22 protein-coding genes are annotated in these 26109 nt (G+C 69.3%); 8 read left to right on the top strand and 14 right to left on the bottom strand.

From position 1 onward, the window contains the following. Positions 1 to 2 precede the first annotated feature (2 nt). The 9 genes from proB to HNQ52_RS08835 form a co-directional block, all read right to left on the bottom strand. Positions 3 to 1163 (bottom strand): glutamate 5-kinase, encoded by a 1161-nt coding sequence (gene proB / locus HNQ52_RS08875; protein WP_183960788.1) that lies wholly within the window; start codon positions 1161 to 1163, stop codon positions 3 to 5. Continuing rightward, complete coding sequence (argH, locus tag HNQ52_RS08870; RefSeq protein WP_183960787.1) at positions 1160 to 2458, bottom strand: argininosuccinate lyase; 1299 nt, start codon at positions 2456 to 2458, stop codon at positions 1160 to 1162. Before argH ends, proB begins: the two co-directional genes overlap by 4 nt. After that, positions 2455 to 3426 carry an N-acetyl-gamma-glutamyl-phosphate reductase gene (argC, locus tag HNQ52_RS08865; RefSeq protein WP_183960786.1) on the bottom strand — a complete coding sequence of 324 codons (972 nt, stop codon included), beginning with the start codon at positions 3424 to 3426 and terminating at the stop codon, positions 2455 to 2457. Before argC ends, argH begins: the two co-directional genes overlap by 4 nt. After that, entirely contained in the window at positions 3423 to 4022 is a 600-nt protein-coding gene (locus HNQ52_RS08860) for a GNAT family N-acetyltransferase (RefSeq protein WP_183960785.1), read from the bottom strand. The genes argC and HNQ52_RS08860 overlap by 4 nt, the downstream gene beginning before the upstream one ends. Beyond that, positions 4019 to 5353, bottom strand: a complete 1335-nt coding sequence (locus HNQ52_RS08855; protein WP_183960784.1) for an acetylglutamate kinase — start codon at positions 5351 to 5353, stop codon at positions 4019 to 4021. The genes HNQ52_RS08860 and HNQ52_RS08855 overlap by 4 nt, the downstream gene beginning before the upstream one ends. A 4-nt stretch (positions 5354 to 5357) precedes the next feature. Further along, positions 5358 to 6449 (bottom strand): acetylornithine deacetylase, encoded by a 1092-nt coding sequence (locus HNQ52_RS08850; RefSeq protein WP_183960783.1) that lies wholly within the window; start codon positions 6447 to 6449, stop codon positions 5358 to 5360. A gap of 269 nt (positions 6450 to 6718) precedes the next feature. Then, positions 6719 to 7918, bottom strand: a complete 1200-nt coding sequence (locus HNQ52_RS08845; protein WP_183961172.1) for an argininosuccinate synthase — start codon at positions 7916 to 7918, stop codon at positions 6719 to 6721. Between the two features lie 154 nt (positions 7919 to 8072). Next, positions 8073 to 9077, bottom strand: coding sequence for an N-acetylornithine carbamoyltransferase (locus tag HNQ52_RS08840; RefSeq protein WP_183960782.1), 1005 nt, complete (start codon positions 9075 to 9077; stop codon positions 8073 to 8075). A 479-nt stretch (positions 9078 to 9556) separates the two neighbouring features. After that, positions 9557 to 10114 (bottom strand): glycine zipper 2TM domain-containing protein, encoded by a 558-nt coding sequence (locus HNQ52_RS08835; RefSeq protein WP_183960781.1) that lies wholly within the window; start codon positions 10112 to 10114, stop codon positions 9557 to 9559. 232 nt (positions 10115 to 10346) lie between these two features. Between HNQ52_RS08835 and cysS the strand changes: the two genes are divergently transcribed. The 5 genes from cysS to HNQ52_RS08810 all read left to right on the top strand — a co-directional run bounded on the left by cysS (position 10347) and on the right by HNQ52_RS08810 (position 15826). After that, positions 10347 to 11723, top strand: coding sequence for a cysteine--tRNA ligase (gene cysS / locus HNQ52_RS08830; RefSeq protein ID WP_183960780.1), 1377 nt, complete (start codon positions 10347 to 10349; stop codon positions 11721 to 11723). Between the two features lie 2 nt (positions 11724 to 11725). Then, positions 11726 to 12166: a SufE family protein gene (locus HNQ52_RS08825; RefSeq protein WP_183960779.1), complete on the top strand. Its 441-nt coding sequence runs from the start codon at positions 11726 to 11728 to the stop codon at positions 12164 to 12166. 99 nt (positions 12167 to 12265) lie between these two features. Beyond that, the gene (locus HNQ52_RS08820) at positions 12266 to 14029 is read left to right on the top strand and encodes a DUF885 family protein (RefSeq protein ID WP_183960778.1); all 1764 of its coding nucleotides are present in this window, start codon (positions 12266 to 12268) and stop codon (positions 14027 to 14029) included. Between the two features lie 127 nt (positions 14030 to 14156). Next, positions 14157 to 15284: a glycosyltransferase family 4 protein gene (locus HNQ52_RS08815; protein WP_183960777.1), complete on the top strand. Its 1128-nt coding sequence runs from the start codon at positions 14157 to 14159 to the stop codon at positions 15282 to 15284. A gap of 68 nt (positions 15285 to 15352) precedes the next feature. Further along, positions 15353 to 15826, top strand: coding sequence for a phosphatase PAP2 family protein (locus HNQ52_RS08810; RefSeq protein ID WP_246387769.1), 474 nt, complete (start codon positions 15353 to 15355; stop codon positions 15824 to 15826). Between the two features lie 27 nt (positions 15827 to 15853). Here HNQ52_RS08810 and HNQ52_RS08805 read toward each other — a convergent pair whose 3' ends face one another. Next, entirely contained in the window at positions 15854 to 17326 is a 1473-nt protein-coding gene (locus tag HNQ52_RS08805) for a transglycosylase SLT domain-containing protein (RefSeq protein WP_183960775.1), read from the bottom strand. Positions 17327 to 17465: 139 nt separating this feature from the next. Between HNQ52_RS08805 and HNQ52_RS08800 the strand changes: the two genes are divergently transcribed. Beyond that, the gene (locus HNQ52_RS08800; protein WP_183960774.1) at positions 17466 to 18971 is read left to right on the top strand and encodes a helicase HerA-like domain-containing protein; all 1506 of its coding nucleotides are present in this window, start codon (positions 17466 to 17468) and stop codon (positions 18969 to 18971) included. Between the two features lie 147 nt (positions 18972 to 19118). Here the strand turns inward: HNQ52_RS08800 and HNQ52_RS08795 are convergent, their stop codons facing one another. Then, positions 19119 to 20852, bottom strand: a complete 1734-nt coding sequence (locus HNQ52_RS08795) for a DUF2207 domain-containing protein (protein ID WP_183960773.1) — start codon at positions 20850 to 20852, stop codon at positions 19119 to 19121. Then, positions 20849 to 21400, bottom strand: coding sequence for a LemA family protein (locus tag HNQ52_RS08790; protein WP_183960772.1), 552 nt, complete (start codon positions 21398 to 21400; stop codon positions 20849 to 20851). The genes HNQ52_RS08795 and HNQ52_RS08790 overlap by 4 nt, the downstream gene beginning before the upstream one ends. A gap of 150 nt (positions 21401 to 21550) precedes the next feature. On the opposite strand from HNQ52_RS08790, the gene greB reads away from it, so the two are divergent. After that, the gene (gene greB, locus HNQ52_RS08785) at positions 21551 to 22051 is read left to right on the top strand and encodes a transcription elongation factor GreB (protein WP_183960771.1); all 501 of its coding nucleotides are present in this window, start codon (positions 21551 to 21553) and stop codon (positions 22049 to 22051) included. 9 nt (positions 22052 to 22060) lie between these two features. Here greB and HNQ52_RS08780 read toward each other — a convergent pair whose 3' ends face one another. Together HNQ52_RS08780 and HNQ52_RS08775 are read right to left on the bottom strand one after the other, a co-directional pair. Then, positions 22061 to 24565, bottom strand: coding sequence for an ABC transporter permease (locus tag HNQ52_RS08780; protein WP_183960770.1), 2505 nt, complete (start codon positions 24563 to 24565; stop codon positions 22061 to 22063). Next, positions 24562 to 25302, bottom strand: a complete 741-nt coding sequence (locus HNQ52_RS08775) for an ABC transporter ATP-binding protein (RefSeq protein WP_183960769.1) — start codon at positions 25300 to 25302, stop codon at positions 24562 to 24564. Before HNQ52_RS08775 ends, HNQ52_RS08780 begins: the two co-directional genes overlap by 4 nt. A gap of 62 nt (positions 25303 to 25364) precedes the next feature. Between HNQ52_RS08775 and HNQ52_RS08770 the strand changes: the two genes are divergently transcribed. Further along, positions 25365 to 26018 (top strand): arylesterase, encoded by a 654-nt coding sequence (locus HNQ52_RS08770; protein WP_183960768.1) that lies wholly within the window; start codon positions 25365 to 25367, stop codon positions 26016 to 26018. The last annotated feature ends 91 nt before the right edge of the window (positions 26019 to 26109 follow it).

Here is a 26109-nt window from a genome sequence, read left to right as displayed (position 1 = left end):
AGTCACAGCGTCACCATGTCGTCGCGATGCACCACGTTTTCGCCGTAGTTGTAGCCAAGCGTCGCATCGATGTCGCGCGTGTGGCGGCGCGCGATGCGGCGGATGTCGCCGGCCGAGTACTGGCTGATGCCGCGCGCGACGTGTTGCGTGCCGTCGTCGCGGCAGACGATCTCGACCATGTCGCCGCGCGCGAACTCGCCGTCGGCACCGACGATTCCGCCCGGCAGCAACGACGCGCCCTTGCCGCCGATCGCGCGGGCCGCGCCCGCATCGACCACGATCGCCGCACCGGCCACGGCCGGCACGTGCCGCAACCAGTACTTGCGTGCGGCGAGCCGCGTCTGCCCGGTGCGGATGCGCGTGCCGAGCAGCTGCCCGTGCGCCAGCGCGCGCAGCGCGGCCGGCGACGTGCCGTTGAACAGCACCGTCTCGATGCCGGCCGCCGCCGCCTTGGCCGCGGCATCGAGCTTGGTGCGCATGCCGCCGGTGCCGACGCTGCTGCCCGAGCCGCCGGCCAGCGCCAGCAGGTCCGGCGTGATCGCCGCCACGCTGCCGATCGGCTGCGCCGCAGGATCGATGCGCGGATTCGCGCTGTACAGGCCGTCGATGTCGGTCGCGATGAACAGCACCTCGGCATCGATCAGCGCCGCGACGATGGCCGCGAGATTGTCGTTGTCGCCGAGTTTCAGCTCGTCGACGGACACCGTGTCGTTCTCGTTCACCACCGGCAGCGTGCCCAGGCGCAGCAATTCCGTCAGCGTGGCGCGCGCGTTGAGGTAGCGGCGGCGGTTGCGCAGGTCGTCGTGCGTCAGCAGCACCTGCGCGACGGGCCGATCGAAGAAGCGCTGCCACAGGCCGATCAGCTGGGCCTGGCCGAGCGCCGCCAGCGCCTGCCGCGCGGCCATCGGCGCGCCGCTGTCGGCGAGCTTCGGCAGCACCGCGCGCCCGGCCGCGACGGCGCCGGACGACACGATCACCACCTCGCGCCCAAGCGCGAGATTGGCCGAGACGAACTGCGCCAGCCCGAGCGCGAAACGCGGCGTCAGGCCGCCGCCATCGGCCGCGAGCAGGCTGCTGCCCACCTTCAGCACCGCGCGCCGCCACACCGGGCCCGGTTGTTCGACGAACGCGCTGCACGCAGGCGTGTCGGTCGCGACATTCATGCCTGCGTGGCCCGCTGCAGGCGCTGCCGCAACACGTCCAGCCGCAGATCGCCGCTGGCACCTGGCGACACGCGCGCGGCGAGGCTGGCTTCGGGCGTGCGGCCCTGCCCCGCCGCGGCGGCGCCATCGGCCGCGGCACGATAGGCATCGCGGAACGGAATACCGGCCACCGCCGCTTCGACAGCGACATCGGTGGCGTACATCGCAGGTTCGATCGCGTCGCGCATGCGCTGCGCGTTCCACGCCATCGACGCGAGCAGATCCGGCAACAGTTCCAGCGCCGCGAGGCCGTGGCGGAATGCGTGGAAAATCGATCCCTTGCTCAACTGCAGGTCGCGCTGGTACCCGCTCGGCAGCGACAGCAGCTGCTCGATCTCGGTGCGTGCGCCGGCCACGCTGGCGTAGCTGGCACGCATCAGTTCCACCACGTCCGGATTGCGCTTGTTCGGCATGATCGAACTGCCGGTGGTGTACTGCGGTGCCAGCGTGACGAAGCCGAATTCGCCGCTGGTGAACAGCGACAGGTCCCACGCCAGACGGCGCAGGTCGAGCACCGCGCCGGCCAGTGCATCGATCGCCGCCATCTCGAACTTGCCGCGGCTTAGCTGCGCGTAGATCGGGTTGATCTGCATGCGGCCGAAGCCGAGGGCCTGCGTGGTGTGCTCGCGGTCCAGCGGCAGATTCACGCCGTAACCCGCGGCCGTGCCGAGCGGGTTCGCATCGACGAGTTCGCGCGTCGCCCGCACCAGCGTGAGGTTGTCGATGAAGCTCTCCGCAAAGCCCGCGAACCACAGCGCAGTCGAGGACACCACGGCGCGCTGGATGTGCGTGTAGCCGGGCATCGGCAGCGACTCGGACGCGGCGCGATCGAGGCACACGGCAGCGGTGCGCCGGCAGGCGTCGGCCACGGCGTCGAGTCGTTCGCGCAACCACAGGCGCGTGGCGACGAGGATCTGGTCGTTGCGGCTGCGGCCGGTGTGCACGCGTTTGCCGGCGTCGCCGAGGCGTTCGACCAGGCGCGCCTCGATCGCCGAGTGCCCGTCCTCGAAACGTTCGTCGAGCACGAAATCGCCGCTGCGGAAGTCCGTGGCCAGCGCATCGAGTTCGCGCCGGATCGCGGCCGCGTCGTCGCGCGTGACGATGCCGATGTTCGCGAGACCGTCGACGTGCGCCGCGCTGGCGGCGATGTCGTGCAGGAAGAACTCGCGGTCCAGCAGCACGTCGTCGCCGGCAAGGAACGCCATGATCTTCGCATCGACGGCGATGCCGCCCTTCTGCCACAGCAGGTCGCTCATGCCGCCGTCTCCGTGCCATCGACCGGGATGCCGGCCAGTTCGTCCAGTCCGAATGCGAGGTTGAGATTCTGCAGCGCCTGCGTGGCGGCACCTTTCAACAGATTGTCGAGCGTTGCGACAACGACGAGGCGCCTGCCATCGTCGCCGAGCGTGAAGCCGCCGATCTCGACGTGATGCCTGCCGGCGATGCGGCTGACCCACGGCGCGTCGTCGAGTACGCGGACCAGGCGCTCGCCGGCGTAGTGCTCGCGATAGCGCCCCACGATTTCATCCGGCCCGCACGCACGCGACAACGGCACGTTGGCCGTGATCGTCAGTCCACGGAAGTGCGGCGCCACGTGCGGCAGGAATTGCACCGTGTGGCCAAGCTGGCGCGAGACCTCGCGCTCGTGCAGGTGTCCGACCAGCGAGTACGGCATCAGGTTGTCGCGCAGTTTTTCCGGGTCGTTCCTGTCCGACGGCGACGTGCCTGCGCCCGAATATCCCGACACGCCGAAACACTGCACCGGGCCGTCGAGGGCATCGCACAGCGGCGCGAGCGCCAGCTGCATCGCGGTGGCGTAGCAGCCCGGATTGCTGATGCGATGCTGACCGGCGTAGCTCTCGCGCGTGAGTTCGGGCAGGCCGTAGTACCAGAACGGATCGAAGCGGTAGTCCGCGGACAGGTCCACCAGCACCGTGTCGCCGCCGGCCGCGTCGAAGGCGGCGACGTAGTCGGTCGCCTTGCCGTTCGGCAGTGCCAACACCACCGCATCGGCCTTCAGCGCGGCCGCCTCGGCCGGCTTCGGATTGCTGTAGCGCAGGCCGCCGGCGTAGCCCTCGATGGTGGACGCCACGTCGCGTCCGTCGAGCTCGCGCGAGCATACGTACGCGAGCTCGAACCGCGGGTGGGCCTCGATGAGGCGCACGAGTTCGGCACCGGTGTAGCCGCGTGCGCCGACGAGGCCGATCGTGTGTGTCGTGCTCATGCGCGGTCTCCCGCGGCGGGCCGCGCGTCGAGGTGTCGCTTCACCGCCGGCCATTCCGATTCGATGATCGAGAACACCACGGTGTCGCGGAAACTGCCGTCCGGCAGGCGTTGGTGATTGCGCAGCACGCCGTCCTGCTTGGCGCCCAGGCGTGCGATGGCGGTACGCGAGCGCTGGTTCAACCAGTGCGTGCGGAATTCCACGGCGATGCAGCCGAGCGTTTCGAACGCGTACGCGAGCAGCAGGCGTTTTGTTTCGGTGTTCACCGCGCTGCGCTGGACCCGCTGCGCGTACCAGGTGTAGCCGATCTCGAGCCTTCGATTGACCGGGTCGAGGTTGCACAGGCGCGTGGAGCCGACCAGCGTGCCGCGCGCATCGCGCACGGCGAGCGCGAGATCGCGGCCGGCGTCCTGCCGCGCGAAGGCCTCGTCGAGCCAGGCCTCCATGCCGTCGGGCGCGGGCACGCTCGTGTACCAGAGGCTCCACAGTTCGCCGTCGGCGGCGGCGGCACGCAGCGCATCGGCGTCCTCGCGCCGCAGCGGATCGATGCGCACGTGCGTGCCCGCCAGCGACGGCGGCGTGCTCCACAGATTCATGCGGCCTGCGCCGGCGCGTCGACGAGCGTGGCACCGCGCGTGCGGCAGTGCTCGACGCAGCGTTCGATGTCGTCGAAATCGGAGAGGCCGTACCAGAACACCTTCCATTTCTCCTGCTTGTAGCAGCCATCGGATTCGGAATAGTAGAACGGGTTCACCGCGTTGCCGTGGCGCGAACGCCAGAACAGTTGCGGATTCTCCTCGCGCATCACGTTCCACACCGCGCGACCGAGTCCTTCGCCCTGCGCGTCGTCGAGCACGGCGAACTTGTCGAGGTAGGTGAACCCCTCCTCGCGGGTGAGGATCAGCGCGGTGCGGTAGTTCTCGCTGACGTAGGCGCGGAAGAGCGTCGTGGTGTCGAAATAGTCGGGCAGCAGCGTGCGGCCGAAGCTCGATTCGATCAACTCGCGCATGCGCACGAGGTCGAGCTCGTCCCATGACGTGGAACGCAACACCTTCTCCCCGCGGCGCACCAGCGTGCCCGAGCCCTTGTGCGTGAACAGTTCCTTCGCCAGTTCCGCCGGACGCGTGATCGAGACCGACGACGTCAGCGGCAGACGGTCCAGCAGCTGCTTGATCTGTTCGATCTTCACCCGCATGCCGCCGTTGATCCACGGCTGCCGCATCAGGTGCTCGAACTCGGTCGACAGGTTGATCGAATCGATCAGCCGGCCGTCGTTGTCGAGCAGCCCGCCGGTGCCGGTGAGGAAGACGATCTTGTACGGCTGCAGCACCTGCACCAGTTCGTTCGCGGAGAAATCGGCGTTGATGTTGAGGATCTGGCCGCCCGCGGTTTCGCCGAGGCTCGCGATCACCGGGATCGAACCTGCATTGAGGCTGGCTTCGATCGGCGCCAGGCTGACGCGCTTCACCTCGCCGACCAGTCCGAAGGTATCGCGATCGATGTAGTCGGCCTCGAACACGCCCGACGTGATCGACGTGGCGCGCGCATCGGCCTGCTGCAACGCCTCGACGAGCTTGAGGTTCTGCGCCTGGAACACGCGGCGCACGATCGCGAGCGCCTCCGGCGAGGTCACGCGCAGGCCGTCGATGGTCTGCTTGACGATGCCGGCGGCGGCCATCTCGTCGTCGAGCTGCGGGCCGGCGCCGTGCACGATGATGGGCGTGAGACCGACGTCCTGCAGGAACACCAGCGACGAGGTGAGCGCGTCGAGGTCGTCGCGCAGCACCGCGCCGCCGACCTTCACCACCGCAAAGCGCTTCGCGTCGAGCTGCGAGAAGCGCTTGAGGTACTGGCTGATTTCCTTGGCGCTGGCCATGCTGGAGAGCAGGCGGACGATGGTCTGGCGGGTCTGGGTCTGGGCGTGCATGGGGCTAGCGGCTCGTGCGTTCGATGATGCCGTGGACGGACTCGGCATAGGCCCGCAGCTGGTCGAGCGCGACCCATTCGTCGGCGGTGTGGGCCTGCGCGATGTCGCCGGGGCCGTAGACGATGGCGTCGTAGCCGGCTTGCGAAAACAGCGAGGCTTCGGTCCAGAAGTCGACGGCGGGGCCGATGTCGAGCCCAAGCTCCTGCGCAATCGCGGCGCTGGCGGCACGGCGGGCCTCGGCATCCGCGCTGGCGCCCGCCGGCAGGCTCGGGCCGCGAAAGGTCTCGGTGAATTCGGCCGGTTCGACGCTGGCGAAGCTGCGCAGCGTGGCGAGCAGCGCGTCGGTATCCATCGACGGCAGCGGACGGAAACCGAAGCGCAGTTCCGCCGTCGGCGCGATCATGTTGGCCTTGATGCCGCCGTCGATGCGGCCGATGTTGAAACGAAGGCCGCGCAGGCCGCCGAATGCTTCGTCCGCCAGGGCATCGACGTGATCGAGCGCGCGGCTGCTCCAGCGCACCGCCTGGTGCAGCGCGCTGTCGCCTGCGGACTGCATCGCGGACGCGTGCGCGGCGCGGCCGGCGAAGCGCATCAGCACGGAGGCGATGCCGCGGTGGGCGAGCACCGCCTTCGATTGCGTCGGCTCGGCGACGAGGACGGCGTCGTACGGAAGGCTGCGGGCGAGGAAGGCGGCGATGCAGCGCGGATCGTTGGCTTCTTCGTCGCTGGAGAACAGGAACGCGGCATCGCCGGCCGAGGCGTTGGCCGCAGCGACGAGTGCCGCAGCAGCGCCCTTGATGTCGCAAGCGCCCAGGCCAATGGCGCGGTCGTGCTCGACGCGCAGCTCGAACGGGCTCGCGCTCCAGTGCGGCGAGTCGGGCACGGTGTCCATGTGCACGTTGAACAGCACGCTTGGCGTGCCGCGCACCGCGTACAGGCTCACCGCGCCGGCGCCGTGGTCGACGATTTCGACGGTGAAGCCCGGGAGGTGATCACGCAGGTAGGCGAAGATGCCATCGGTGCCGATGGCACGCGGCGGGTTGCGCGTGTCGAACGCGACGAGGGCCTTCAGGTGCTGGAGGGTGGCGTCGAGCATTGCGTTACGTGCTGCCTCGATGTCTGGTTGTTGCGGGCTCTGCGCTTCCTTCTCCCTGCGGGAGAAGGTGCCGAAGGCGGATGAGGGCGCCACGTTGCGGCTTCGTAGAACGCTGATGGGTTGCGGGTTGGTGCGTCCGTGCTCGTGGCAGGGCGCAGGCCTCCGCAGGGCTGACAGGTGGCGCCCTCATCCGCCCTGCCGTTCGGCCGGCGGTAGCCGCCTCACCCTTCTCCCGCCGGGAGAAGAAGTTCCTGTCCGGCGGGTCGAGGTCAGGACGTGCGATTCACCTCCGCCCACAGTGTGCTGCTCATGCCGTACAGGCGGATGAAACCTTCCGCTTCCGCCACGCCCCAATCCGCGGCTTGCGCATACGTCGCGCCCTTGGCGTTGAGGATGTGCGACGAGCGGATTTCGACCGCGCCCACGCTGCCGCCATGCGTTTCGAGCACGACTTCGCCGTTCACCTGGGACTGCGAGCTTTCGAGAAAGGCTTCGAGATCGTGCTTCAGCGGATCGTGGAAGAACCCTTCGTACACCAGCTCCACCCATTTGCGCGCAACCTCGGGCTTGAACCGGTTCTGCAGCTTGGTCAGCACGGCCTCTTCGAGCGCGCGATGTGCGGTCAGCAGCGCGATCAGTCCCGGCGCCTCGAAGATGATGCGGCCCTTGAGGCCGATGGTGGTGTCGCCGGTGTACAGGCCGCGACCCACGCCGTACTGCGCGAACAGGCGATTGAGTTCGGCCAGCAGCGTGTGTCCGGCCATCGCCGTGCCATCGAGCGACACCGCGACACCGTGCTCGAACCCGAGCGTCACGCGCAGCGGCTGCGTCGGCCACTCGTCGCGCGGCTTGCACCAGCCGCGCGCACCGTCGCCGGGCGCCTGCCAGCGGTCGATCTCGCCGCCGGACATCGTGAGGCCGAGCAGGTTCTCGTTGATCGTGTACGCCTGCTGCTTGGCGCGCACGCCGAAGCCGCGGTCTTCGAGATACTTCTGTTCGTACGCGCGCACCGCGGTGTGCTCCTTCTGGATCTCGCGGATCGGCGCGACGATGTCGTAGTCGCCGAGCGCCTTCACCGCGAGATCGAAGCGCACCTGGTCGTTGCCCATGCCGGTGCAACCGTGCGCGATGGCGCGCGTGCCGAGCTCCTTCGCGCGCTGCAGCGCGGCGTCGACAATGAGGTAGCGGTCGGACACCAGCAGCGGGTACTGGCCCTGGTAGCCCTCGCCCGCCCAGACGAACGGCTTGACGAAGCCGTCCCAGATCGCGGGACCGCCATCGACGGTGACGTGCGAGGTGACCTTGAGCTCCGCGGCGCGCTGTTCGATGAAGGTGCGCTCCTCGTCGTCGACGCCGCCGGTGTCGGCGAAGACGGTGTGCACGGCCCAGCCGCATTCCTGCAGCCACGGAACGCAGAAGCTGGTGTCGAGGCCGCCGGAGAAGGCCAGGACGATGGATTTGTTCGAGATCATGGTGGTTTCGTTCGAAGCGTGAAGTCGGAGTGTTCGATCCCGTCGTCCCGGCGAAGGCCGGGACCCAGTGACGTGGCTGTCGCTACAAGTGCAGAAGCAGCGTCACTGGGCCCCGGCGTTCGCCGGGGCGACGGGGAGGAATGGTGCAGGGTTACTGGGCCATCAACGCCGCCATCACCGCCTTCTGCACGTGCAGGCGGTTCTCGGCCTCGTTGATCGCGATGCACGCCGGCGAATCCATCACCGCATCGGTCGCCTTGATGTTCCGGCGCAGCGGCAGGCAGTGGCTGAAGACGCCGTTGTTGGTCATCGCCATCTTTTCCGAGTCGACGATGAAGTGCCTGTACCGGTCCCGGATGGGTTTCTCCGGTTCCCAGTTGCCGAAATACGGCAGCGCGCCCCAGCTCTTGGCGTAGACGATGTCGGCGCCGGTGTAGGCGTCTGCGATGTCGTGGCTCACGCGCAGCGAGCCGCCGCTTTCCGCCACGTTGGTCTGCGCCCAGCCCATGTAGCGTTCGTCCAGCACGTAGTCGGGCGTCGGGCACAGCAGCGTCACGTCCATGCCCAGGCGCGTGGCGATGGTGAGCGCGGAGTTGGCGACGGCGGTATTGAGCGCCTTCGGGTGGTAGGTCCAGGTCAGCACGTACTTCTTGCCGCGCAGGTCGTGCGTGCCGAAGTGTTCCTGCAGTGCCATCGCGTGCGCGAGTTCCTGGCACGGGTGCGTGATGGTCTCGAGGTTGATCACCGGCACGCCGGCGTATTTCGCGAAGCCCTGCAACACGCGGTCCTCGCGGTCGGTCTGCCAGTCGACGAATTTCGGGAAGGCGCGCACACCGATCATGTCGACATAGCGACCGAGCACCTGCGCCACTTCCGCGATGTGTTCCTCGGCCTCGCCGTCCATCACCGTGCCGACGTCGAATTCGATCGGCCAGGCGTCCTTGCCCGGCTGCAGCACGATGGCGTGGCCGCCGAGCTGGAAAGCCCCGAGCTCGAAGCTCGAGCGCGTGCGCAACGAGCTGTTGAAGAACACCAGCGCGATGGATTTTCCCTGCAGCTCGTCGCCGAGCTTGTTCTTCTTGAACAGCGCGGCCTGGGTCAGCAATGCGTCGAGATCGCTGTGCGACCAGTCCTGTGTGTTGAGGAAATGCTTCATCGGGGCTCCGGCGTGGGTCGGATTCGGTGGCGGGATCTGCAAAACGCGAACACGGAAAACAAAAAAGCCCAGCGCGGAGGCTGGGCTTTTCGTCAGACGAAATGGCAGTGGCTGCCGTTACCCAGCGGATGCACAGGGCAACGGTCGACGCGCACGCGAGGTCATGCCGGACGCCATGCGGGCGGAGGTCAGGACGTCGGCGTTGGCGGGCGCGAGCAACATGTGCGAGAGTGTGGCATGGCCTGTGGTGCGGTGCAATACGGCGTCGGCTTCGCTGCGACGTGCTTGCGTGGCGTGCCCCCTTCCGCCTGCCGGCACCTTCCCCGCTGCGCGGGAGAAGGATTTCTCCGGTAGGGGGATACGAGAATCGGAGCGTTTGCGACTGACTTGCCGGGCGAGAAGACCGCAAATGTGCAAACGCCGGCACGGAGCCGGCGTTTGTTGTCCTCGAACTGGATCAGGGTGTGCGCCCCGCGCCCTCAATCCGCCGGCGAAATCGCCACGCGGATCCGCAGCTTGTTGCCGGGGTCGTAGTCCAGGCGCGACATGTAGACATCGCCCTTGTAGCGGTACTCCACATCGTAGCCGTTGATGCGGCGCTCCTCGCGCTCCACGTCCACCATGCGGCAGCGGCGCTCGACATCGCGGTATTCGCGATCCGGGCCACCGTTGTTGGAATCGACGCGGTGGCCAACCGTGCCCCCGATGATCGCGCCGGCGGCGGTGGCCGCCTTGCGCCCGCTGCCGCTGCCGACCTGGTTGCCGACCACGCCGCCGATGATCGCGCCGAGCACGGTGCCGCCGGTGGGATCGCCACCGCCGCGTTCGCGCCGCACCACCGGCTCGTCGTAGCACTCCTCGCGCGGCTCGCGGAAACGCACGGTTTCATACACGGGGTCTGCGCGCAGCACGTCGGCATACCCGAAGTTGACGCTTTCGCGCGCCGGATAGCCGTCCGACGACGGCGGCAGCTGCGCAGCGGCGGGACCCGCCAAGGCAAGCGCCGCGGCAAGGCTGAGCGTGACAGTGGCTTTCATGGCATTCTCCGCAACGATTCGGCCAGATGCGCCGCAGCATCGATGCCGATGCGCGGCGCCCTGCTGGAACGGGCCCCTGACCCGAGATGCGCCCGGGTGCGGTCCAGCGACGACAGGGGGCGATTCAAGCACCCAACGCCTGAATCCACGCTTTAGAATTTCGTTAAGACGGCCGTGTCGCGCTTCGCGCGCGAGGCCGTGCCGCCCCTACCGCACCGGCGATCCTTCCCCGATGACCCTGAAACTCTTCAACAGCCTCACCCGCAGCCTCGAACCGTTTTCCCCGCTCGACCCCGACCGCGTCACGATGTACATCTGCGGACCCACGGTCTACAACTACGTGCACATCGGCAATGCGCGCCCGCCGGTAGTGTTCGGCGTGCTCGCCGACCTGCTGCGCCGCCGCTACGGCAAAGTGACCTACGCGCGCAACATCACCGACGTGGACGACAAGATCAACGCCGCCGCGCGCGAGCTCGGCGTGCCGATCGCCACCATCACCGACAAGTACACGCAGGCGTATCGCGAACACATGGACGCGCTCGGCGTGAAGCGCCCGGACGTGGAGCCTGCGGCCACCGCGCACATCCCGCACATCATCGCGATGATCGAGCAGCTGATCGAACGCGGCCATGCCTACGCCGCCGAAGGCCACGTGCTGTTCGCCGTCGGCACGTACGCGCAGTACGGCGCGCTGTCGCGCCGCGATCCGGACGACATGCTCGCCGGCGCCCGCGTGGAGGTGGCGCCGTACAAGCGCGATCCCGGCGATTTCGTGCTGTGGAAACCGTCCGACGACGAGACGCCGGGCTGGGACTCGCCGTGGGGACGCGGCCGGCCGGGCTGGCACATCGAGTGCTCGGCGATGGCCGAAGCGCATCTGGGGGAGACCATCGACATCCACGCCGGCGGCGTCGACCTGCAGTTCCCGCACCACGAAAACGAGATCGCGCAGAGCACCTGCGCACACGGCGGCAAGGTGTTCGCGCGTTACTGGCTGCACAACGGCATGCTGAACTTCGCCGGCACCAAGATGAGCAAGTCGCTCGGCAATGTCAGCCGCGTCAACGACCTTCTGGCCCGTCATCCGCCCGAGGCGCTGCGCTACGCGCTGCTGTCGGCGCACTACCGGCAGCCGCTGGACTGGTCCGATGCGCTGGTGGAGCAGAGCATCCGCACGCTCGACCGGTTGTATGGCACGTTGCGCGATCTGGCCGATGTCGATGTCGGCGCTGCCCCGATCGACGTGCCGGACGCCATCGAAATGGCACTGGACGACGACCTCAACACGCCGAACGCGTTGGCCGCGCTCGCCAGCATCGCCACGTCGGCGCGCAAGGCCGAAGGCGACGCGCGGGTCGCGGCCAAGCGCGAGTTGCTCGGAGCGGGGCTCGGCCTGGGCCTCTTGCAGCAGTCGCCCGCGGCCTGGTTCGAACGCGGCGCGGTCGAAGGCGACGATGCGCGCATCCAGACGCTGGTGGACGAACGCGATGCAGCGAAAAAGGCGCGCGACTTCGCCCGCGCCGATGCCATCCGCAAGCAGCTTGCGGACGAAAACATCCTGCTCGAAGACACACCGCAGGGCGTGCGCTGGCGGCGCGGCGGATGAGCATGGACGCAGCGCAATTCCCGCTCGAAGCAAGCGCCATCGAGGCGCAACAGGCCATCGCCGACGAGTTCGGTTTCTTCGGCGACTGGTCCGAGCGTTACCAGTACTTGATCGACCTCGGCCGCAAGCTGCCGCCGCTGCCGGACGCATTCCGCACCGAAGAACACCGCCTGCACGGGTGCCAGTCGATGGTGTGGATCGTTGCCGACGGCGACGCGGCGCGACTCGATTTCCGCGCGGCGAGCGACTCGGCGATCGTGTCGGGGCTGATCTATCTCGCGCTGCGTGTGTACAGCGGGCGCAGCGCGCAGGAGATCCTGGCGGCGCCGGCGGACTACATCGCGGCGATCGGGCTGGCGAAACATCTGTCGCCGACGCGCAGCAACGGGTTGACGGCGGTGCTGGAGTTCATCCGCAATGCGGCGCGCGAGGTTGCGGCCTGATCCTCCACATGCCCGCGGCGTCAAAACCCCTCTCCCCGTGGGAGAGGGGCTTACAAGCTCGACGCGATTCTGCGCGCCTGTCCTGATCGGAAGCCCACCATGCGATTCCTCCGCCACGCCCTGCCCTTCGCCCTCGCCTGCGCCCTCGTGCTGCCGTCCGCCCACGCCGCCGAGCTCGTTCCGCCGCTGTCCGAAATGCAACCCTCGCCGCAGCGCCTCGCGCCGTTTGTGCAGCGTTACCTACGGGACGCCGACAGCGTCGAACACGTGCACGACATCCGTTTCGGCACGCGCCGCGAAGCCGCGCTCGAAGCGCTCTACACCGGCTGGCAGGCTCGGCTCGCGGAGATCGACTACGACAGTCTGACGCTCGAAGACCGCATCGACTGGCAACTGCTCACGCGCAACCTCGCACGCAACCTGCGCGGCCTCGAATTCGAGCGCAAGCGCTACAAGGACGCCGAATCGCTGCTGCCACGCGTTTCGAGCCTGATCGATCTTGCCGAAGCACGCCGTGCGCTGGAATACCCGGACCCGCAACGCAGCGCACAGACGCTCGAGCGCGCGCGCAAGGCCATTGCCGACCAGGTCGCCGCGCTCGATGCGATCGAGAAGGACGACAAGCGCAAGCCCACCGCCATCCTCGCCAACCGCGCGGCCGGCATCCTCGACGCGACACGCGCGTCGCTGAAGGAGTGGTACGGCTTCCACGCCGGCTACGATCCGCTCTTCACGTGGTGGAACAGGCAGCCGTACGAAGCGCTCGATCCGCTGCTCGGCGACTACGCCAAGGCGCTGCGCGACCGCTTCGCCGGCGGCAGCGGACCGGAGAGCATCGTCGGCGATCCCATCGGCCGCGAGGCGCTGATGGCCGACCTCGCCGACGAGCTCATCGACTACACGCCCGACGAGCTGGTCAAGCTCGCCGAACGCGAACTCGCGTGGTGCGAGGACCAGATGCGCATCGCCGCGAAGGAGATGGGCTACGCCGATTGGAAGCAGGCGCTCGAAGCCGTGAAGCTGCGCCACGTGGCGCCGGGCGAGCAACCGAAGCTCGCGCTCGAACTCGCGCACGAGGCCATCGAATACGTCGAAAAGAACGATCTCGTCACCGTGCCCGAGCTCGCCAAGACCGACTGGCGCATGACGATGCTCTCGCCCGAGGCGCAGCTGCAGGCGCCGTTTTTCCTCGGCGGCACCGACGTGTGGGTGGCCTACCCCACCGACGGCATGCCGTTCGACAAGAAAATGAACGCCCTGCGCGGCAACAACCGCCACTTCTCGCGCGCCGTCGTGCACCACGAGCTGATCCCGGGCCACCACCTGCAGCATTTCTACAATTCGCGTTACCAGCCGCACCGCGAGCAACTGTCGTGGACGCCGTTCTGGGGCGAAGGCTGGGCGCTGTACTGGGAATTCCTGCTGTGGGATCGCGGCTTTGCGGCCACGCCGGAAGACCGCATCGGCATGCTGTTCTGGCGCAGCCACCGTGCCGCGCGCATCCTGTTTTCGCTCGGCTTCCACCTCGGCGAACTCACGCCGCAACAGGCGGTGCAGCTGCTCGTCGACCGCGTCGGACACGAGCCGGAAAATGCCGCCGCCGAAGTGCGGCGCAGCCTGCAGGGCGATTATGGCCCGCTCTACCAGGCCGCGTACATGCTCGGCGGCCTGCAGTTCTACGCCCTGCACAAGGAGCTGGTGGACAGCGGACGCATGACCGACCGCGCCTTCCACGATGCCATCCTCAAGGGCGGACCGATGCCGGTGGAGCTGGTGCGCGCCCGCCTGCTCGACGCCCCGCCACCGCGCGCGCTAAAGGCGCAGTGGCGGTTCTACGACCTGGACGGCGCCGCGGCGCGCTGAGTCCGGCGCTTCAGGACGTCGGCAGCGGCAGCGCGGGCGTTCCGCGCTGTCACCGCGCGGTCATGGGGGCGTCATCGACGCGCCACCGGCGGACGCGAGCATGCGTTCCATGCCGGAGCCCGCGTCGATGCGCATCGCCCTCGTCACCGAAACCTATCCGCCCGAGGTCAACGGCGTTGCGCTGACCGTGCAGGGTCTGGAGCAGGGCCTGCGCCGCATGGGTCACGCGGTGGAGGTGATCCGGCCGCAGCAGGGACTGTCCGATGCGCCGGACGCGCGCCAGGTCCTCGTGCCCGGCGCCGCGGTGCCGCGTTATCCGGGCCTGCGCTTCGGCTGGCCGGCGAAGCGGCGGCTTTCCGCGTTGTGGCGCGGCCACCGCCCCGATGCGGTGTACGTCGCGACCGAAGGCCCGCTCGGCTGGTCGGCGGTGCGCTGCGCGCGCGAACTCGGCATCCCGGTGGCGACCGGCTTCCACACGCGTTTCGACGACTACGTGGCGCGCTACGGCGCGCCGTTCCTGTCGCCGCTTGCCTTCGCCTGGCTGCGCCGCTTCCACAATCTTGCCGACGCCACGCTGGTGCCGACGCGCGAACTGAGCGACTTCCTGCGTGCGAATCGTTTCGCCCGCGTCGAGTTATTGTCGCGCGCGGTCGATACCGAGCTGTTCTCGCCGACGCGACGGCGTGCGGCGCTGCGTGCCTCGTGGGGTCTCGCTTCCGCGGACGTGGCGGCGATCCATGTCGGTCGCATCGCGCCGGAAAAGAATCTCGAGCTCGCCGTGCGCGCCTTCCGCGCGCTGCAGCGGCAGCAGCCGCGTGCGCGCTTCGTGTGGGTCGGCGACGGCCCGTCGCGCGCCGCGCTGCAGGCCGAGAATCCGGATTTCGTCTTCGTCGGCACGCAGCGTGGCGAGGCGCTGGCGGAACAGTTCGCCAGCGCCGACCTGTTCCTGTTTCCGAGCCTGTCCGAGACCTTCGGCAACGTCACGCTCGAAGCGATGGCGAGCGGCTTGGCCACGGTCGCCTTCGACTATGGCGCCGCGCGCGAACATCTGCGCGACCGCGCACACGGCCGCAGCCTGGCGCGCGAGGACGCCGACGGGTTCGTGCAGGCCGCGGTCGAACTCGCGACCCGGCCGGACCTGCGCCAGCGCTTCGGCATCGCGGCCCGCGCCGCCGTGCTGCCGCTGCGCCACGACGCGGTGTGCGGCAATTTCGCCGCCCTGCTTGCCGACCTTCGCCCGAGGAACGCCGCATGAGCCCGCAGAACGAATCGCTGTTGCAGCGCCAGGACATCCGCCTGTGCCTTGCATTCAACCGCTGGGGCATGCGGCGTGTGGTTCGCGCCTATTTCGGCGCCGTGAGCCGGCTCGGCGACGGCGTATTCTGGTACGTGCTGATGCTCGGCATCGTCGCGGCCGACGGCTGGCAGGGGTTGCAGGCGTCCACGCATCTGGCCGCGACCGGCGCCGTCGCGCTGCTGCTCTACCGTCATCTCAAGCGCTGGACGCGGCGGCCGCGCCCGTTCGCGTCGGACCAGCGCATCCGGGCACTGGCGCGGCCGCTCGACGAGTTCAGCTTTCCGTCCGGGCACACGCTGCACGCGGTGTCGTTCACCGTGGTGGCGCTGGCGTACTACCCGATGCTGGCGTGGCTGCTGATCCCGTTCTGCGCCAGCGTGGCCGCCTCGCGCGTGGTGCTCGGCCTGCACTATCCGAGCGACGTGCTCGCCGCCACCGGCATCGCCGTGTTGCTCGCGAACCTCTCGCTGTGGCTCGCCGCGGGACTGGCCGCGCTCTGACGGCCGATCCCGCGTTCGCGCAGTCGCTCAGCGACGGCACCCCGACAACTGCAGGCGCTGTCCGGGGCGGATGAGATATTTCGGCGCCGCCACGCCATTGGATTTCGCCAGCGCGCCGACCTGGCAACCGCGCTCCCGCGCGATCGAATGCAGCGAATCGCCCTTGCGCACCACGTAGCTTCCGCCGCCGCTCGCGGCCACACGCGAGGACGCCGGGGGCGCCACCGGCGGACGCGCCTCGTGCAGCTCGCGGCTCATCGTCAGCATCGGCCCGGATTCGCAGTGGCGTCGGAACGCCTGCAACGCGCCGACCGGGACGTCCAGCGAGGTGCCCGGCGGCAGGCGAACGGTCGGATCGAAGCGCGGGTTGAGGTTGCGCAGATGCCGGAACCAGCCGCGCGGATTGCCGTCCTGGCCCATGCACACCGCGATTTCGTTGAGCGACATCGACCCCGCGAGCGCGAGCTTCGCCGGACGTGCGTCGTAGACGGGAAAATCCAGGTTGTAACGTTCCGGGTGCAGGAACAGCCACGCCGCCGCCATCACCATCGGCACGTATTCGCGCGTTTCCGGCGGCAGCGCGTTGAACACCTGCGGGCTCCAGAAATCCTTCGCGCCCTTGTTCGACAGACGCGACAGCCGGCCCTCGCCGCCGTTGTAGGCGGCCAGCGCCAGCGCCAGATTGTTGTTCAGATCGGCAAAGCGCTCGTTGAGGTACTCGACGTTGGCGCGCGCCGATTCGCGCGGATCGAAGCGCAGATCGAACGCGCCGCCCCGGTTCAGGCCGAAGCGCGCACCGGTGTGCGGCATGAACTGCAGCGGCCCGGCCGCGCCCGCGCGCGACACCGCGTGCACCTTGCCGCCGGATTCCTTCGCGAGGATGCCGAACAGCAGCGCCTCGGGCAGGCCGGCCTGTTCGTAGGCCGGGAACATCTGGTGGCGCAGGAACTGGTAGTTCTCCCAGGCATCGAGCAGGTTCGGCCGCATCCACGTGAGCCATTCCTCGAGCGCGGCCTTGAGCGGCTCGTTGACCTCGATCACCTTGGCAAGATCGCGGCCGTTGAGCATCGCCACCGTGCGCGCTGCCTGCGGCAGCGCCTGCGTCACCGGCGAATCGCCTTCGCCGGGCGTCGCGACGGCGTCGTCATCCACCGGTTCGGCGTCTTCGGTGGCGCCGGTGAGGAAGCGCGCCTGGCGTTCGAGCAGCGCATCCTGCGCCGCGATCACCCGTCGCACGTCGCAGCCCGGCGCCTCGCCGCAGCGTGTCGCGATGCCTCGCAGATCCTGCCGCGCGGCATTGAACTCCGCCGCCGCGGCCGCGCTGCTGCCGGCCTCGTACAGCGCTACCGCGGCGTCGAAGCGCAGGCTGGCGGCATCGATCTGCGCGTAGATCGCGTTGAGCGTGGCCTCGCTGGCCGGCGCGGCCACGGTTCCGGCGCCGCCGTTCGGCGTCGCGCACGCGACCAGGGTGGCGGTCAGCAGCAATACAGTCCAACGCATGCGAATGCTTCCGTAGCAAACGCTCAAGACTATCCACGGCGCGCGTGCACGGCAACCTGCACGCCGAGCCGCAGACGCCGCGCTTGCCAGCGGCCGGGACGCGGGCAATACTTTTTTCATCCAGTCCGGGGAACGCGGCTTGAACGACATCCTGCTCGGCAAGTCGACCGCGACGGACGGTACGCAGGTGCATCTGCTCGCGAAATACGGCAACCGCCACGGCCTGGTGGCCGGCGCCACCGGCACGGGCAAGTCGGTGTCGCTGATGGTGCTGGCCGAAGGGTTTTCGCGGCTCGGCGTGCCGGTGTTCCTGGCCGATGTGAAGGGCGATATCGCCGGCCTCGCGATGCCGGGCACGCGCAACGAGAAGATTGAACAGCGCGTGGCGCAGATCGGCATCGCCGATTACGCCAACGAGGCGTGCCCGGTGCTGTTCTGGGATCTGTACGGCAAGGCCGGCCATCCGGTGCGCGCCACGGTGTCCGAGGTCGGCCCGACCCTGCTCGGGCGCATGCTCGAACTCAACGACACGCAGTGCGGCGTGCTCGACATCGTGTTCAAGCTCGCCGACGACAACGGCTGGCTGCTGCTCGATCTGGCCGACCTGCGCGCGCTGCTGCTGTTCGCGAGCGAGCACCGCAAGGACATCTCGACGAAATACGGCCTGATCAGCACGCCGTCCATCGGCGCGATCCAGCGCGCGTTGCTGCGCCTGGAACAGGACGGCGGCGATGCGTTCTTCGGCGAGCCGGCGCTGGAGCTTACCGATCTGATGCGCACCGACCTGTCCGGCCGCGGCATCGTCAACATCCTCAGCGCCGAGCAGCTGATTCTCAAGCCGCGCCTGTATTCGAGTTTCCTGCTGTGGCTGCTGTCGGAGCTGTTCGAGACCCTGCCCGAGGTCGGCGATCTGGAGAAACCGAAGCTCGTGTTCTGCTTCGACGAGGCGCATCTGCTGTTCGACGACGCGCCGCCGGCGTTGCGCCAGCGCGTGGAGCAGGTGGTGCGCATCATCCGCTCCAAGGGCGTGGGCGTGTATTTCTGCTCGCAGTTCCCGGACGACGTGCCGGACGACATCCTCGGCCAGCTCGGCAACCGCGTGCAGCACGCGCTGCGCGCCTTCACCCCGCGCGACCAGAAGGCGGTGAAGACGGCCGCCGAAACCTTCGTCGCCAATCCGCAGCTCGACGTGGCGCAGACCATCTCGCAGCTCGGCACCGGCGAGGCGCTGGTGTCTACGCTGCAGGAAAAGGGCGTGCCGATGCCGGTGGAGCGCACGCTGATCTGCCCGCCGCGCAGCCGCATGGGCGCGATTACGGCCGAGGAGCGCGCCGCGGTGCGCGCGCGCAGCCCGGTGGGGGCCAAGTACGACACGCCAGTGAATCGCGAATCGGCGCACGAGCTGCTCGAGCGCCGCGCGCGCGACGCAGCCGCGGCACCGCAGGCCGCACCGGGCACCACGGGACAGCCGCCGCCCGACGACGACGGCGGCATCGGCGGCAAGGTGCGCGACTGGCTGTGGGGCACGAAGCGGCGCCAGGGCATGGTCGAGACGATGGCCAAGCAGACCGCGCGCACGGTCGGCTCGAAGCTCGGCAACCGGATCCTGCGCGGCGTGCTCGGCGGCATCTTCAAGACGCGCTGAGCGCGCGTCGCAACGAGCACCTCAGCATGCCGACGGACCCGTCGTGCAGCGGCCGGATCAGCATCGCGGTGCGTGTCGGCGAAATCCCCCGTCGCGAGCGTCCGCGATCGGATGCCACGCGCGCAAGCGGCGGCCGTCAAGGCAGGCTCAGCGCCCGCCGCCGCCACCGCCACCGCCGCCACCGCCGGAAAACCCGCCGCCACCGCCGCCCGAACTGCTGCCGGGAGGCGATGCGGCCGACGCGACCTGACTGCTGAAATCGCTGGACAGGGCGTGGCCGATGCCGGCAAATCCATCGCGCGCGAAGGCGCTGCCGCCGACCCAATGCGCGGAGCGCGCCGCGGCCTCGACGCCGGCGGCGCCGACCGCAGCGGTAAAGCGTCTGGTCCAGGCGGCTTCGACATCGAGCGCGAGCGCGAACGGCAGCAGTGCCTGATAGCGGTCGGCATCCAGTGCCGGTTCCGGCACGTCCAGCCGCGCCAGTTCATCGCGTTCGGCCACACCGAGGTAGAGGCGCAGGCCCTCGATCCGGTCCAGCAGCGCGCGACCCTGCGGGGTGCGCCGCCGCAGCAGGAATGCGAACACCACCACCAGCACGAGCATCAGCAGCATGCCGAGGATGGCGAGCACGATGCCGAGGTCGTTGCCGCGCGAGAGCACTGCGGCCACGACAAATGCTGCGAACGCGTACGGTATGCCGAGGATCGACCAGACGTAGTTGCCGCGGAAATGGCTCGGCACGTACTGCGCACGCAGGGCCTTTGCGTGCTTCGACTTCGCCGCCGAAAGACGTGCGGCGTTCTCGGTCTTCAGCTCTAGGGTTTCGCCGCGACCGGGGAACAGCCCCTCCGCCAGCGCCCTGTGCGGCGAGAGTGCCGTCGCGGGCGCTGCATCGGGCCGACGCTGGAGCGTCCACGTGTCCTTCGACAGCAGACCGCCCTCCTCGCGCTCGATGCGAAGGTGGCCGGCCACGGCGAGCGCGACGATGTCGGACGAAAAGCAGACGTTGTCGTACGCTTGGCGACGCAGGTAGCGCAACCCGGCCGGCGTGTGCCCGGGCGGCGGGTCGTACAACGCGACGACGGTGCCGCGCGGCGGATCGCGGCCGATCTTCAGCCACACGGCGATATAGCCGAGCAACATCAGCACGAATGCGAGGCCGATGACGATGGGGCCGGCGAGATCGCGCAGCATCCAGCGCATGCGCTGGGCCTCGCTCGGCGGCGCGACGATGCCCTTGGGGAAGCCGAGCACCACGGTCATGCCCTCGCCCGGCGCCAGCGCGCGCTCCAGCGTCCACGTGGCGCCGTCGGCATTGCGCACGACGCGCGCGGCTCCGGCCCTGCTGCCGGCCGCGCCGGTGTATTCGTCGGTGCGCAGATCATCCGTCGCGACGGGCAGGTCGATGCGCGCGCTGGCGCGTTCGATCGGGAACGCCCAGCCGTGGCCGGTGGCGTTCCAGTACAGCTCGTCGTGGTCGTCGAAGAAGCCGATCTGGCGCGTGGTGCGGTAGCGCAGTTCGTACACGTGCTCGGCCGGCACCGGCAGGAAATCGTCGTCGCCGAAGTTCACCCGCACGCCGTTGCTGCGGTTCTGGGTGAAATACGGCTCGGGCACGCCGTTGCGCTGCAGCGACAGCACCTCGAAATCGACGACGAAGCGCTGCCCGTTCGCATCCTTGTAGCGCGTCGGGAAATCCCGATAGATGCCGCGCCGGATGTTGTCGCCCTCGGCGCGGACGGCGATGGTTTCGCGGACATCCAGACTGCCGTCGGCGGCCATGCGGACATGGCTGTCGAACGACAGGATGCGCTCCTGTGCCGGCGCGCCACCGCAAACGAACAGCGTCAGCCACAGCAGCGCGCGGACATGCGCGGTCACGGCGTCACCTCCACGACGGGCGCGATGCGTGCCGCCGCATCGGCCATGAAGAACTCCGCATCGGTGAAGCCGAGCGGCCGGGCGATGAACACGGCGGGCACGCGCTGCACCGCGTCGTTGTAGTCGCGCACGGCGCCATTGTAGAAGCGGCGTGCGTACTGCAGATGGTCTTCCACCTCCACCAGGTCGCGCTGCAGCTGCAGGAAGTTCTCGCTCGCCTTCAGCGCCGGATACGCCTCCTGCAGTGCAAACACCTGCAGCAGCGAGCGCTCGAGCTGCGCTTCGAGCTCGGCCAGGCGCGCGGGGCTGGTGGTCGCGATGGCCTGCGCGCGCAGCGCGGCCACGCTGTCGAACAGCGCGCGCTCGTGCGCGGCATAAGCCTGCGCCGCGTCGACCAGGCGCGGCACGAGATCGTGCCGCCGCAGCAACTGCACGTCGATGTCGGCCCAGGCCGCACGCACCTGGTTGCGCAGGCGCACCAGCGAATTGAAGATCCACACGCCCACGGCGAGCAGCAGCACGAGTGCGGCAAGCGCGATCCACACCATCGGAGGTCTCCGGCACGCAATGCGCGAGTCTACGACGACGTCGTCCGCCGGCCAACGTGACGCCGTTGCGCGTACACTGCCGCGCCCGTCGTCCGATCACCGCCCCACGATGCACGCCATCCCGCAGCGTTTCACGCCCACTCCGCGCGCATGAGCCGGTGGCGCCCACCCGCACCCGCCTCCACCGCCGTCATCACGCGCGCCGGGTTCGAGCGCCTGCGCGAGGAGCTCAACCGGCTCTGGACGCAGCAACGCCCGGAGGTGGTGAAGGCCCTCGCCGCCGCCGCCGCCGAGGGCGACCGGTCGGAAAACGCCGAGTACACCTACCGCAAGAAGCAGCTCGGCGAGATCGATCGGCGTGTCCGCTATCTCAGCAAGCGGCTGGAGACGCTGAAGGTCATCGACACCGTGCCGAGCGATCGCGACGCAGTCTACTTCGGCGCCTTCGTCGAACTCGAAGAAAGCGACAGCGGCGAGAGTGCGTCCTACCGCATCGTCGGACCCGACGAAACCGACGCACGCAGCGGCTGCATCAGCGTCGATTCGCCACTCGCGCGTGCCCTGCTCGGCAAGCGCGTGGACGCGGAGTTCGAGGTGGTCCTGCCGGCGGCGACGCGGCGCTACACCGTGGTGTCGGTCCGCTACGAGTGACGCGCAGGCTCAGCCCTGCAGCGCGCGCAGCGTCTGCGATGGCGGCATCCGCGCGACACGGCGCGTCGCGACCAGCCCGGTCACCGTCACCGCGAGCGTACCGATGCCGCCGCCGATCAGCGCAATGCGCCAGTCCGGCGCCCACGGCTGCTCGAACACGAACACCGCGATCGACCCGGAGATCACACTGGCGGCGATCGCCGCTACAAGGCCTGCGATCAGTCCGATCGCGATGAACTCGGACGCGTGCGCGAGCCGCAGCTGCAGCGTGCGCGCGCCGAGCACGCGCATCACGCCGCCTTCGAGCAGGCGCTCGTCCTGGCTTGCGCTGATCGCCGCGAGCAACACCAGCAGGCCCGCGGCGAGGGTGAAATAGAACACGTATTCGACCGCCACCGTGACCTGCTCGGCGGTGCTGCGCACCTGATCGATGACCGCGTCCACGTCGATGACGCTGACGTTGGGAAACGCCTGCACCAGCTGCTGCGTCATCGCCGTGTCGCCGCGCGGCACGCGCACCGCGGTGATGTAGCTCGCCGCGTAGCCGTCGAGCGCGCCCGGCGATGCGACGACGAAAAAATTGGGCCGGAAGCTTTCCCAGTCGACCCGGCGCAGACTCGCGATCGTGGCCTCGAACCGGCTGCCGGCGATGTCCCAGACGACCCGGTCGCCGAGTTTCCAGCCCAGGCTTTCGGCGAGCGACTGTTCGACCGACACGCGCGCGCCGCCGCCGTCGCCCGGCGTCCACCACGCACCTTCGACGAGGGTGTTGTCGGCCTCGCGCAGCGTTGCCTCGGACGAAAGATTGAATTCGCGTTCGGCCAGGCGTCTTGCGCGATCGCCGCGCTCGGCGTACGACGCGCCGGTCACCGCCTCGCCGTTCACCTCGATCAGGCGCGCGCGGATCATCGGATACAGCGCCGGATCGGCCACGGCGTTGCGCACCAGCACCTCGCGCGCGCCGTCCAGCTGCTCGGGCTGCACGTTGATGATGAAGCGGTTCGGCGCGTCGGCCGGCATCGACTCCTGCCAGCGCCCGAGCAGATCGCTGCGCACCAGCGTCAGCAGCAGGATCGCCATGAGCCCGAGGCCGAGCGCCGCGATCTGCGCCACGCTCACCGCCGCGCGCCGGCTGACGTTCGCAAGACCGTAGCGCCACGGGCCGCGCAGGCGGGTGCGCACGCGGCGCAGCAGCAGCACGAGGCCGAACGCGATGCCCGCGAGCACGACGAAGGTGCCGGCGATGCCGGCCAGCATGGTGAGGCCGAGTTCGACCGAGCCGGCTTTCCACCACAGCAGCGCGGCGAGCCCGGCAAGGCCCGCGAGCGAGGCCGCCACGGCACTGGGCTCGACCGCGCCCAGATCGCGGCGCAGCACGCGCAGCGCAGGCACGCGGCGCAACGCCAGCACCGGCGGCGCGGCGAACGCGAGCAGGACGGTGAAGCCGACCGCGAAGCCCTGCAGCGCGGGCAGCGGCCCTGCGCCGGGAATATCCATGCCGATGACATCGGCGAGATAGCCGGCCACGAACGATTGCAGCGCCAGTCCGCCGATGACGCCCAAGGCGCAGCCGGCGATGCCGATCAGCAGCAACTCGCCGAGCTGGATCGCGAGGATGGTGCGCTGGCTTGCGCCGAGGCAGCGCAGCACGGCGCAGGCATCCAGGTGCCGTGCGCTGTGGCGGCGCGCGGCCATCGCGACCGCGATCGCGGTCAGCACCACGGACACGAGGGCGGCGAGGCCGAGAAAACGGTCGGCACGTTCTAGCGAACGGCGGATCTCCGGCCGCGCGTCGGCGATGGTTTCGAGCCGCTGGCCGCGATCGAGCGTGTCGCGTGTTGCGTCGGTCCACTGTTGTGCGGCGGCGGCGTCGCCCGCCACCACGAGGCGATAGGTGACGCGGCTGCCCTCCTGCACGAGGCCGGTGGATGCGACATCGTCGAGCGCGATGAACACGCGCGGCGACACGTTGAAATAGTCCATCGCCGCGTCGGGCTCCTGCATCACGAGCGCCGCGAGGCGGAACTGCGCGGTGCCGAGCCGGAGCGTGTCGCCCGGCACCACGCCGAACGCCTGCGCGCCCGACCGCGTGAGCCACGCGGTGCCGCGCGCGGGCCCGGACGGTGCGGTGCGCTCGGGTGCGTCTGCGCCGTCGGTGATGCGGAAACTGCCACGCAGCGGGTAGCCGTCGCCGAGAGCGCGCACGTCGCTGAGCTTCAGCGTGTCGCCTGCACGCAGCATGCTCGGAAAGGTCAGGGTTTCGGTCTGCGCGAGGCCCAGTGCGCTGGCGCGCTCGCGCGGCGCGGCGCCGATCGGCTCGTCCGCGCTGATCACCGCGTCGCCGCCGAGCAGGCGGTTGGCCTCAAGCGCAAGCGCGCGTTCGGCGCGGTCGGTGATGAAACCCACCGCAGTCACCGCGGTCACGGCGAGCACCAGCGCGGCGAGCAGCACGCGCACCTCGCCCGAGGCCAGATCGCGGCGCAGGAAGCGCCAGGCCAGGCGCCACGCGGTCATGCGGTGGCCGCCGTGTCCGACACCAGGCGGCCGGCGTCGATGCGCAGGACACGCCCGCAGCGCGCGGCGAGTGCGTGGTCGTGCGTGACCAGCACCAACGTGGTGCCCGCCACGGCATTGAGTTCGAACAGCAGATCGATGACGGCGTTGCCGGTCACGGTGTCGAGATTGCCGGTGGGTTCGTCGGCGAACAGCACCGCCGGCTGCGTGACGAATGCACGCGCGAGCGCGACGCGCTGCTGCTCGCCGCCCGACAGCTGCTTCGGATAGTGGCCGAGCCGCTCGCCGAGCCCGACGCGCTCGAGAATCGCGCGCGCGCGCTGCTGCGCCTCGCGCACCCCGCGCAGTTCCAGCGGCAGCATCGCGTTCTCCAGCGCGGTCAGCGAGGGCAGCAGCTGGAACGCCTGGAATACGAAGCCCACATGTTCGCCGCGCAGCCGCGCGCGGCCGTCCTCGTCGAGTGCGGCCAGCGAGTGCCCGGCGAGCCGCACCTCGCCCTCGCTGGCCACGTCCAGTCCGGCCAGCAGCGAGAGCAGCGTCGATTTGCCCGAGCCGGACGCACCGACGATCGCCACCGCCTCGCCGGGGCCGATGCTGAATCCCACGCCGTCGAGTATCGTCAACTCCCCGCCCGGCAGCTTGACCCGCTTGCCCAGCGACGCTACATGCAGGACCGGACTGTCTGCCGCGGCGGAAACGACACGCGCCGGCGACGGCGCTTCGGCAAGACTGTCCATCGGATCGGATTCCTCGGAGTGAAAGGCTGATGACTGGCAACGACGCAGAACGCGTTTCGACAATGCGGATTCCAGGCCGCTGGCGCAAGGCCCGGACGGCCCTCGTCCTGACGCTGTATCTGCTCGTTTCGACGCTCGCCGTCGCGCAGGCATCCGCACCCGAGGCGAGGAAGACGTTGCTGGTGATGGGCGATTCGCTGTCGGCCGCGTACGGCCTCGCGGCCGAGCAAGGCTGGGTGGCGCTGCTCGACAAGCGTCTGACCGGCGAACGGCCGCACTGGCGCGTGGTGAACGCGAGCATCAGCGGCGAAACCACGGCCGGCGGCGCCGCGCGCATCGATGCGGCGCTGAAGGAACACACGCCGGCGCTGGTGGCGATCGAGCTCGGCGCCAACGACGGGCTGCGCGGGCTGCCGCTCGAACACACCCGCGCCAATCTCGAGCGCATGGTCACCGCCGCGAAGCAGTCCGGCGCACAGGTGCTGCTGATCGGCATCCGCATTCCGCCGAACTACGGCCCGGAGTATGCGCAGGCGTTCGATGCGATCTACGCCGATCTCGCGCGCGAGCAGAACACCGCGCTGCTGCCGTTTCTGCTGGCGCCGGTGGTCACCGATCGCGACGCCTTCCTGCCCGACAATCTGCACCCGACAGCGGCGTCGCAGCCCAAGCTGCTCGATCACGTGTGGACGGTGCTCGCGCCGCTGCTGGACTGACCCGCCGCGTTGCAAGGCGCACGCCGCGCCGCATGCGGCGCTTGCAGAATCCAAGCCTTCGCAACACCCAGCATGAATACCGGCAACCGGT

Source organism: Chiayiivirga flava (assembly GCF_014202825.1).
Classification (GTDB): domain Bacteria; phylum Pseudomonadota; class Gammaproteobacteria; order Xanthomonadales; family Xanthomonadaceae; genus Chiayiivirga; species Chiayiivirga flava.
This window is presented reverse-complemented; position numbering and strand designations above follow the sequence as displayed.

Coding starts and splice junctions, on each gene's coding strand:
- proB (WP_183960788.1), bottom strand. CDS start 1,163: ATGAATGTCGCGACCGACACGCCTGCGTGCAGCGCGTTCGTCGAACAA.
- argH (WP_183960787.1), bottom strand. CDS start 2,458: ATGAGCGACCTGCTGTGGCAGAAGGGCGGCATCGCCGTCGATGCGAAG.
- argC (WP_183960786.1), bottom strand. CDS start 3,426: ATGAGCACGACACACACGATCGGCCTCGTCGGCGCACGCGGCTACACC.
- HNQ52_RS08860 (WP_183960785.1), bottom strand. CDS start 4,022: ATGAATCTGTGGAGCACGCCGCCGTCGCTGGCGGGCACGCACGTGCGC.
- HNQ52_RS08855 (WP_183960784.1), bottom strand. CDS start 5,353: ATGCACGCCCAGACCCAGACCCGCCAGACCATCGTCCGCCTGCTCTCC.
- HNQ52_RS08850 (WP_183960783.1), bottom strand. CDS start 6,449: ATGCTCGACGCCACCCTCCAGCACCTGAAGGCCCTCGTCGCGTTCGAC.
- HNQ52_RS08840 (WP_183960782.1), bottom strand. CDS start 9,077: ATGAAGCATTTCCTCAACACACAGGACTGGTCGCACAGCGATCTCGAC.
- HNQ52_RS08835 (WP_183960781.1), bottom strand. CDS start 10,114: ATGAAAGCCACTGTCACGCTCAGCCTTGCCGCGGCGCTTGCCTTGGCG.
- cysS (WP_183960780.1), top strand. CDS start 10,347: ATGACCCTGAAACTCTTCAACAGCCTCACCCGCAGCCTCGAACCGTTT.
- HNQ52_RS08825 (WP_183960779.1), top strand. CDS start 11,726: ATGGACGCAGCGCAATTCCCGCTCGAAGCAAGCGCCATCGAGGCGCAA.
- HNQ52_RS08820 (WP_183960778.1), top strand. CDS start 12,266: ATGCGATTCCTCCGCCACGCCCTGCCCTTCGCCCTCGCCTGCGCCCTC.
- HNQ52_RS08815 (WP_183960777.1), top strand. CDS start 14,157: ATGCGCATCGCCCTCGTCACCGAAACCTATCCGCCCGAGGTCAACGGC.
- HNQ52_RS08810 (WP_246387769.1), top strand. CDS start 15,353: ATGCGGCGTGTGGTTCGCGCCTATTTCGGCGCCGTGAGCCGGCTCGGC.
- HNQ52_RS08805 (WP_183960775.1), bottom strand. CDS start 17,326: ATGCGTTGGACTGTATTGCTGCTGACCGCCACCCTGGTCGCGTGCGCG.
- HNQ52_RS08790 (WP_183960772.1), bottom strand. CDS start 21,400: ATGGTGTGGATCGCGCTTGCCGCACTCGTGCTGCTGCTCGCCGTGGGC.
- greB (WP_183960771.1), top strand. CDS start 21,551: ATGAGCCGGTGGCGCCCACCCGCACCCGCCTCCACCGCCGTCATCACG.
- HNQ52_RS08780 (WP_183960770.1), bottom strand. CDS start 24,565: ATGACCGCGTGGCGCCTGGCCTGGCGCTTCCTGCGCCGCGATCTGGCC.
- HNQ52_RS08775 (WP_183960769.1), bottom strand. CDS start 25,302: ATGGACAGTCTTGCCGAAGCGCCGTCGCCGGCGCGTGTCGTTTCCGCC.
- HNQ52_RS08770 (WP_183960768.1), top strand. CDS start 25,365: ATGCGGATTCCAGGCCGCTGGCGCAAGGCCCGGACGGCCCTCGTCCTG.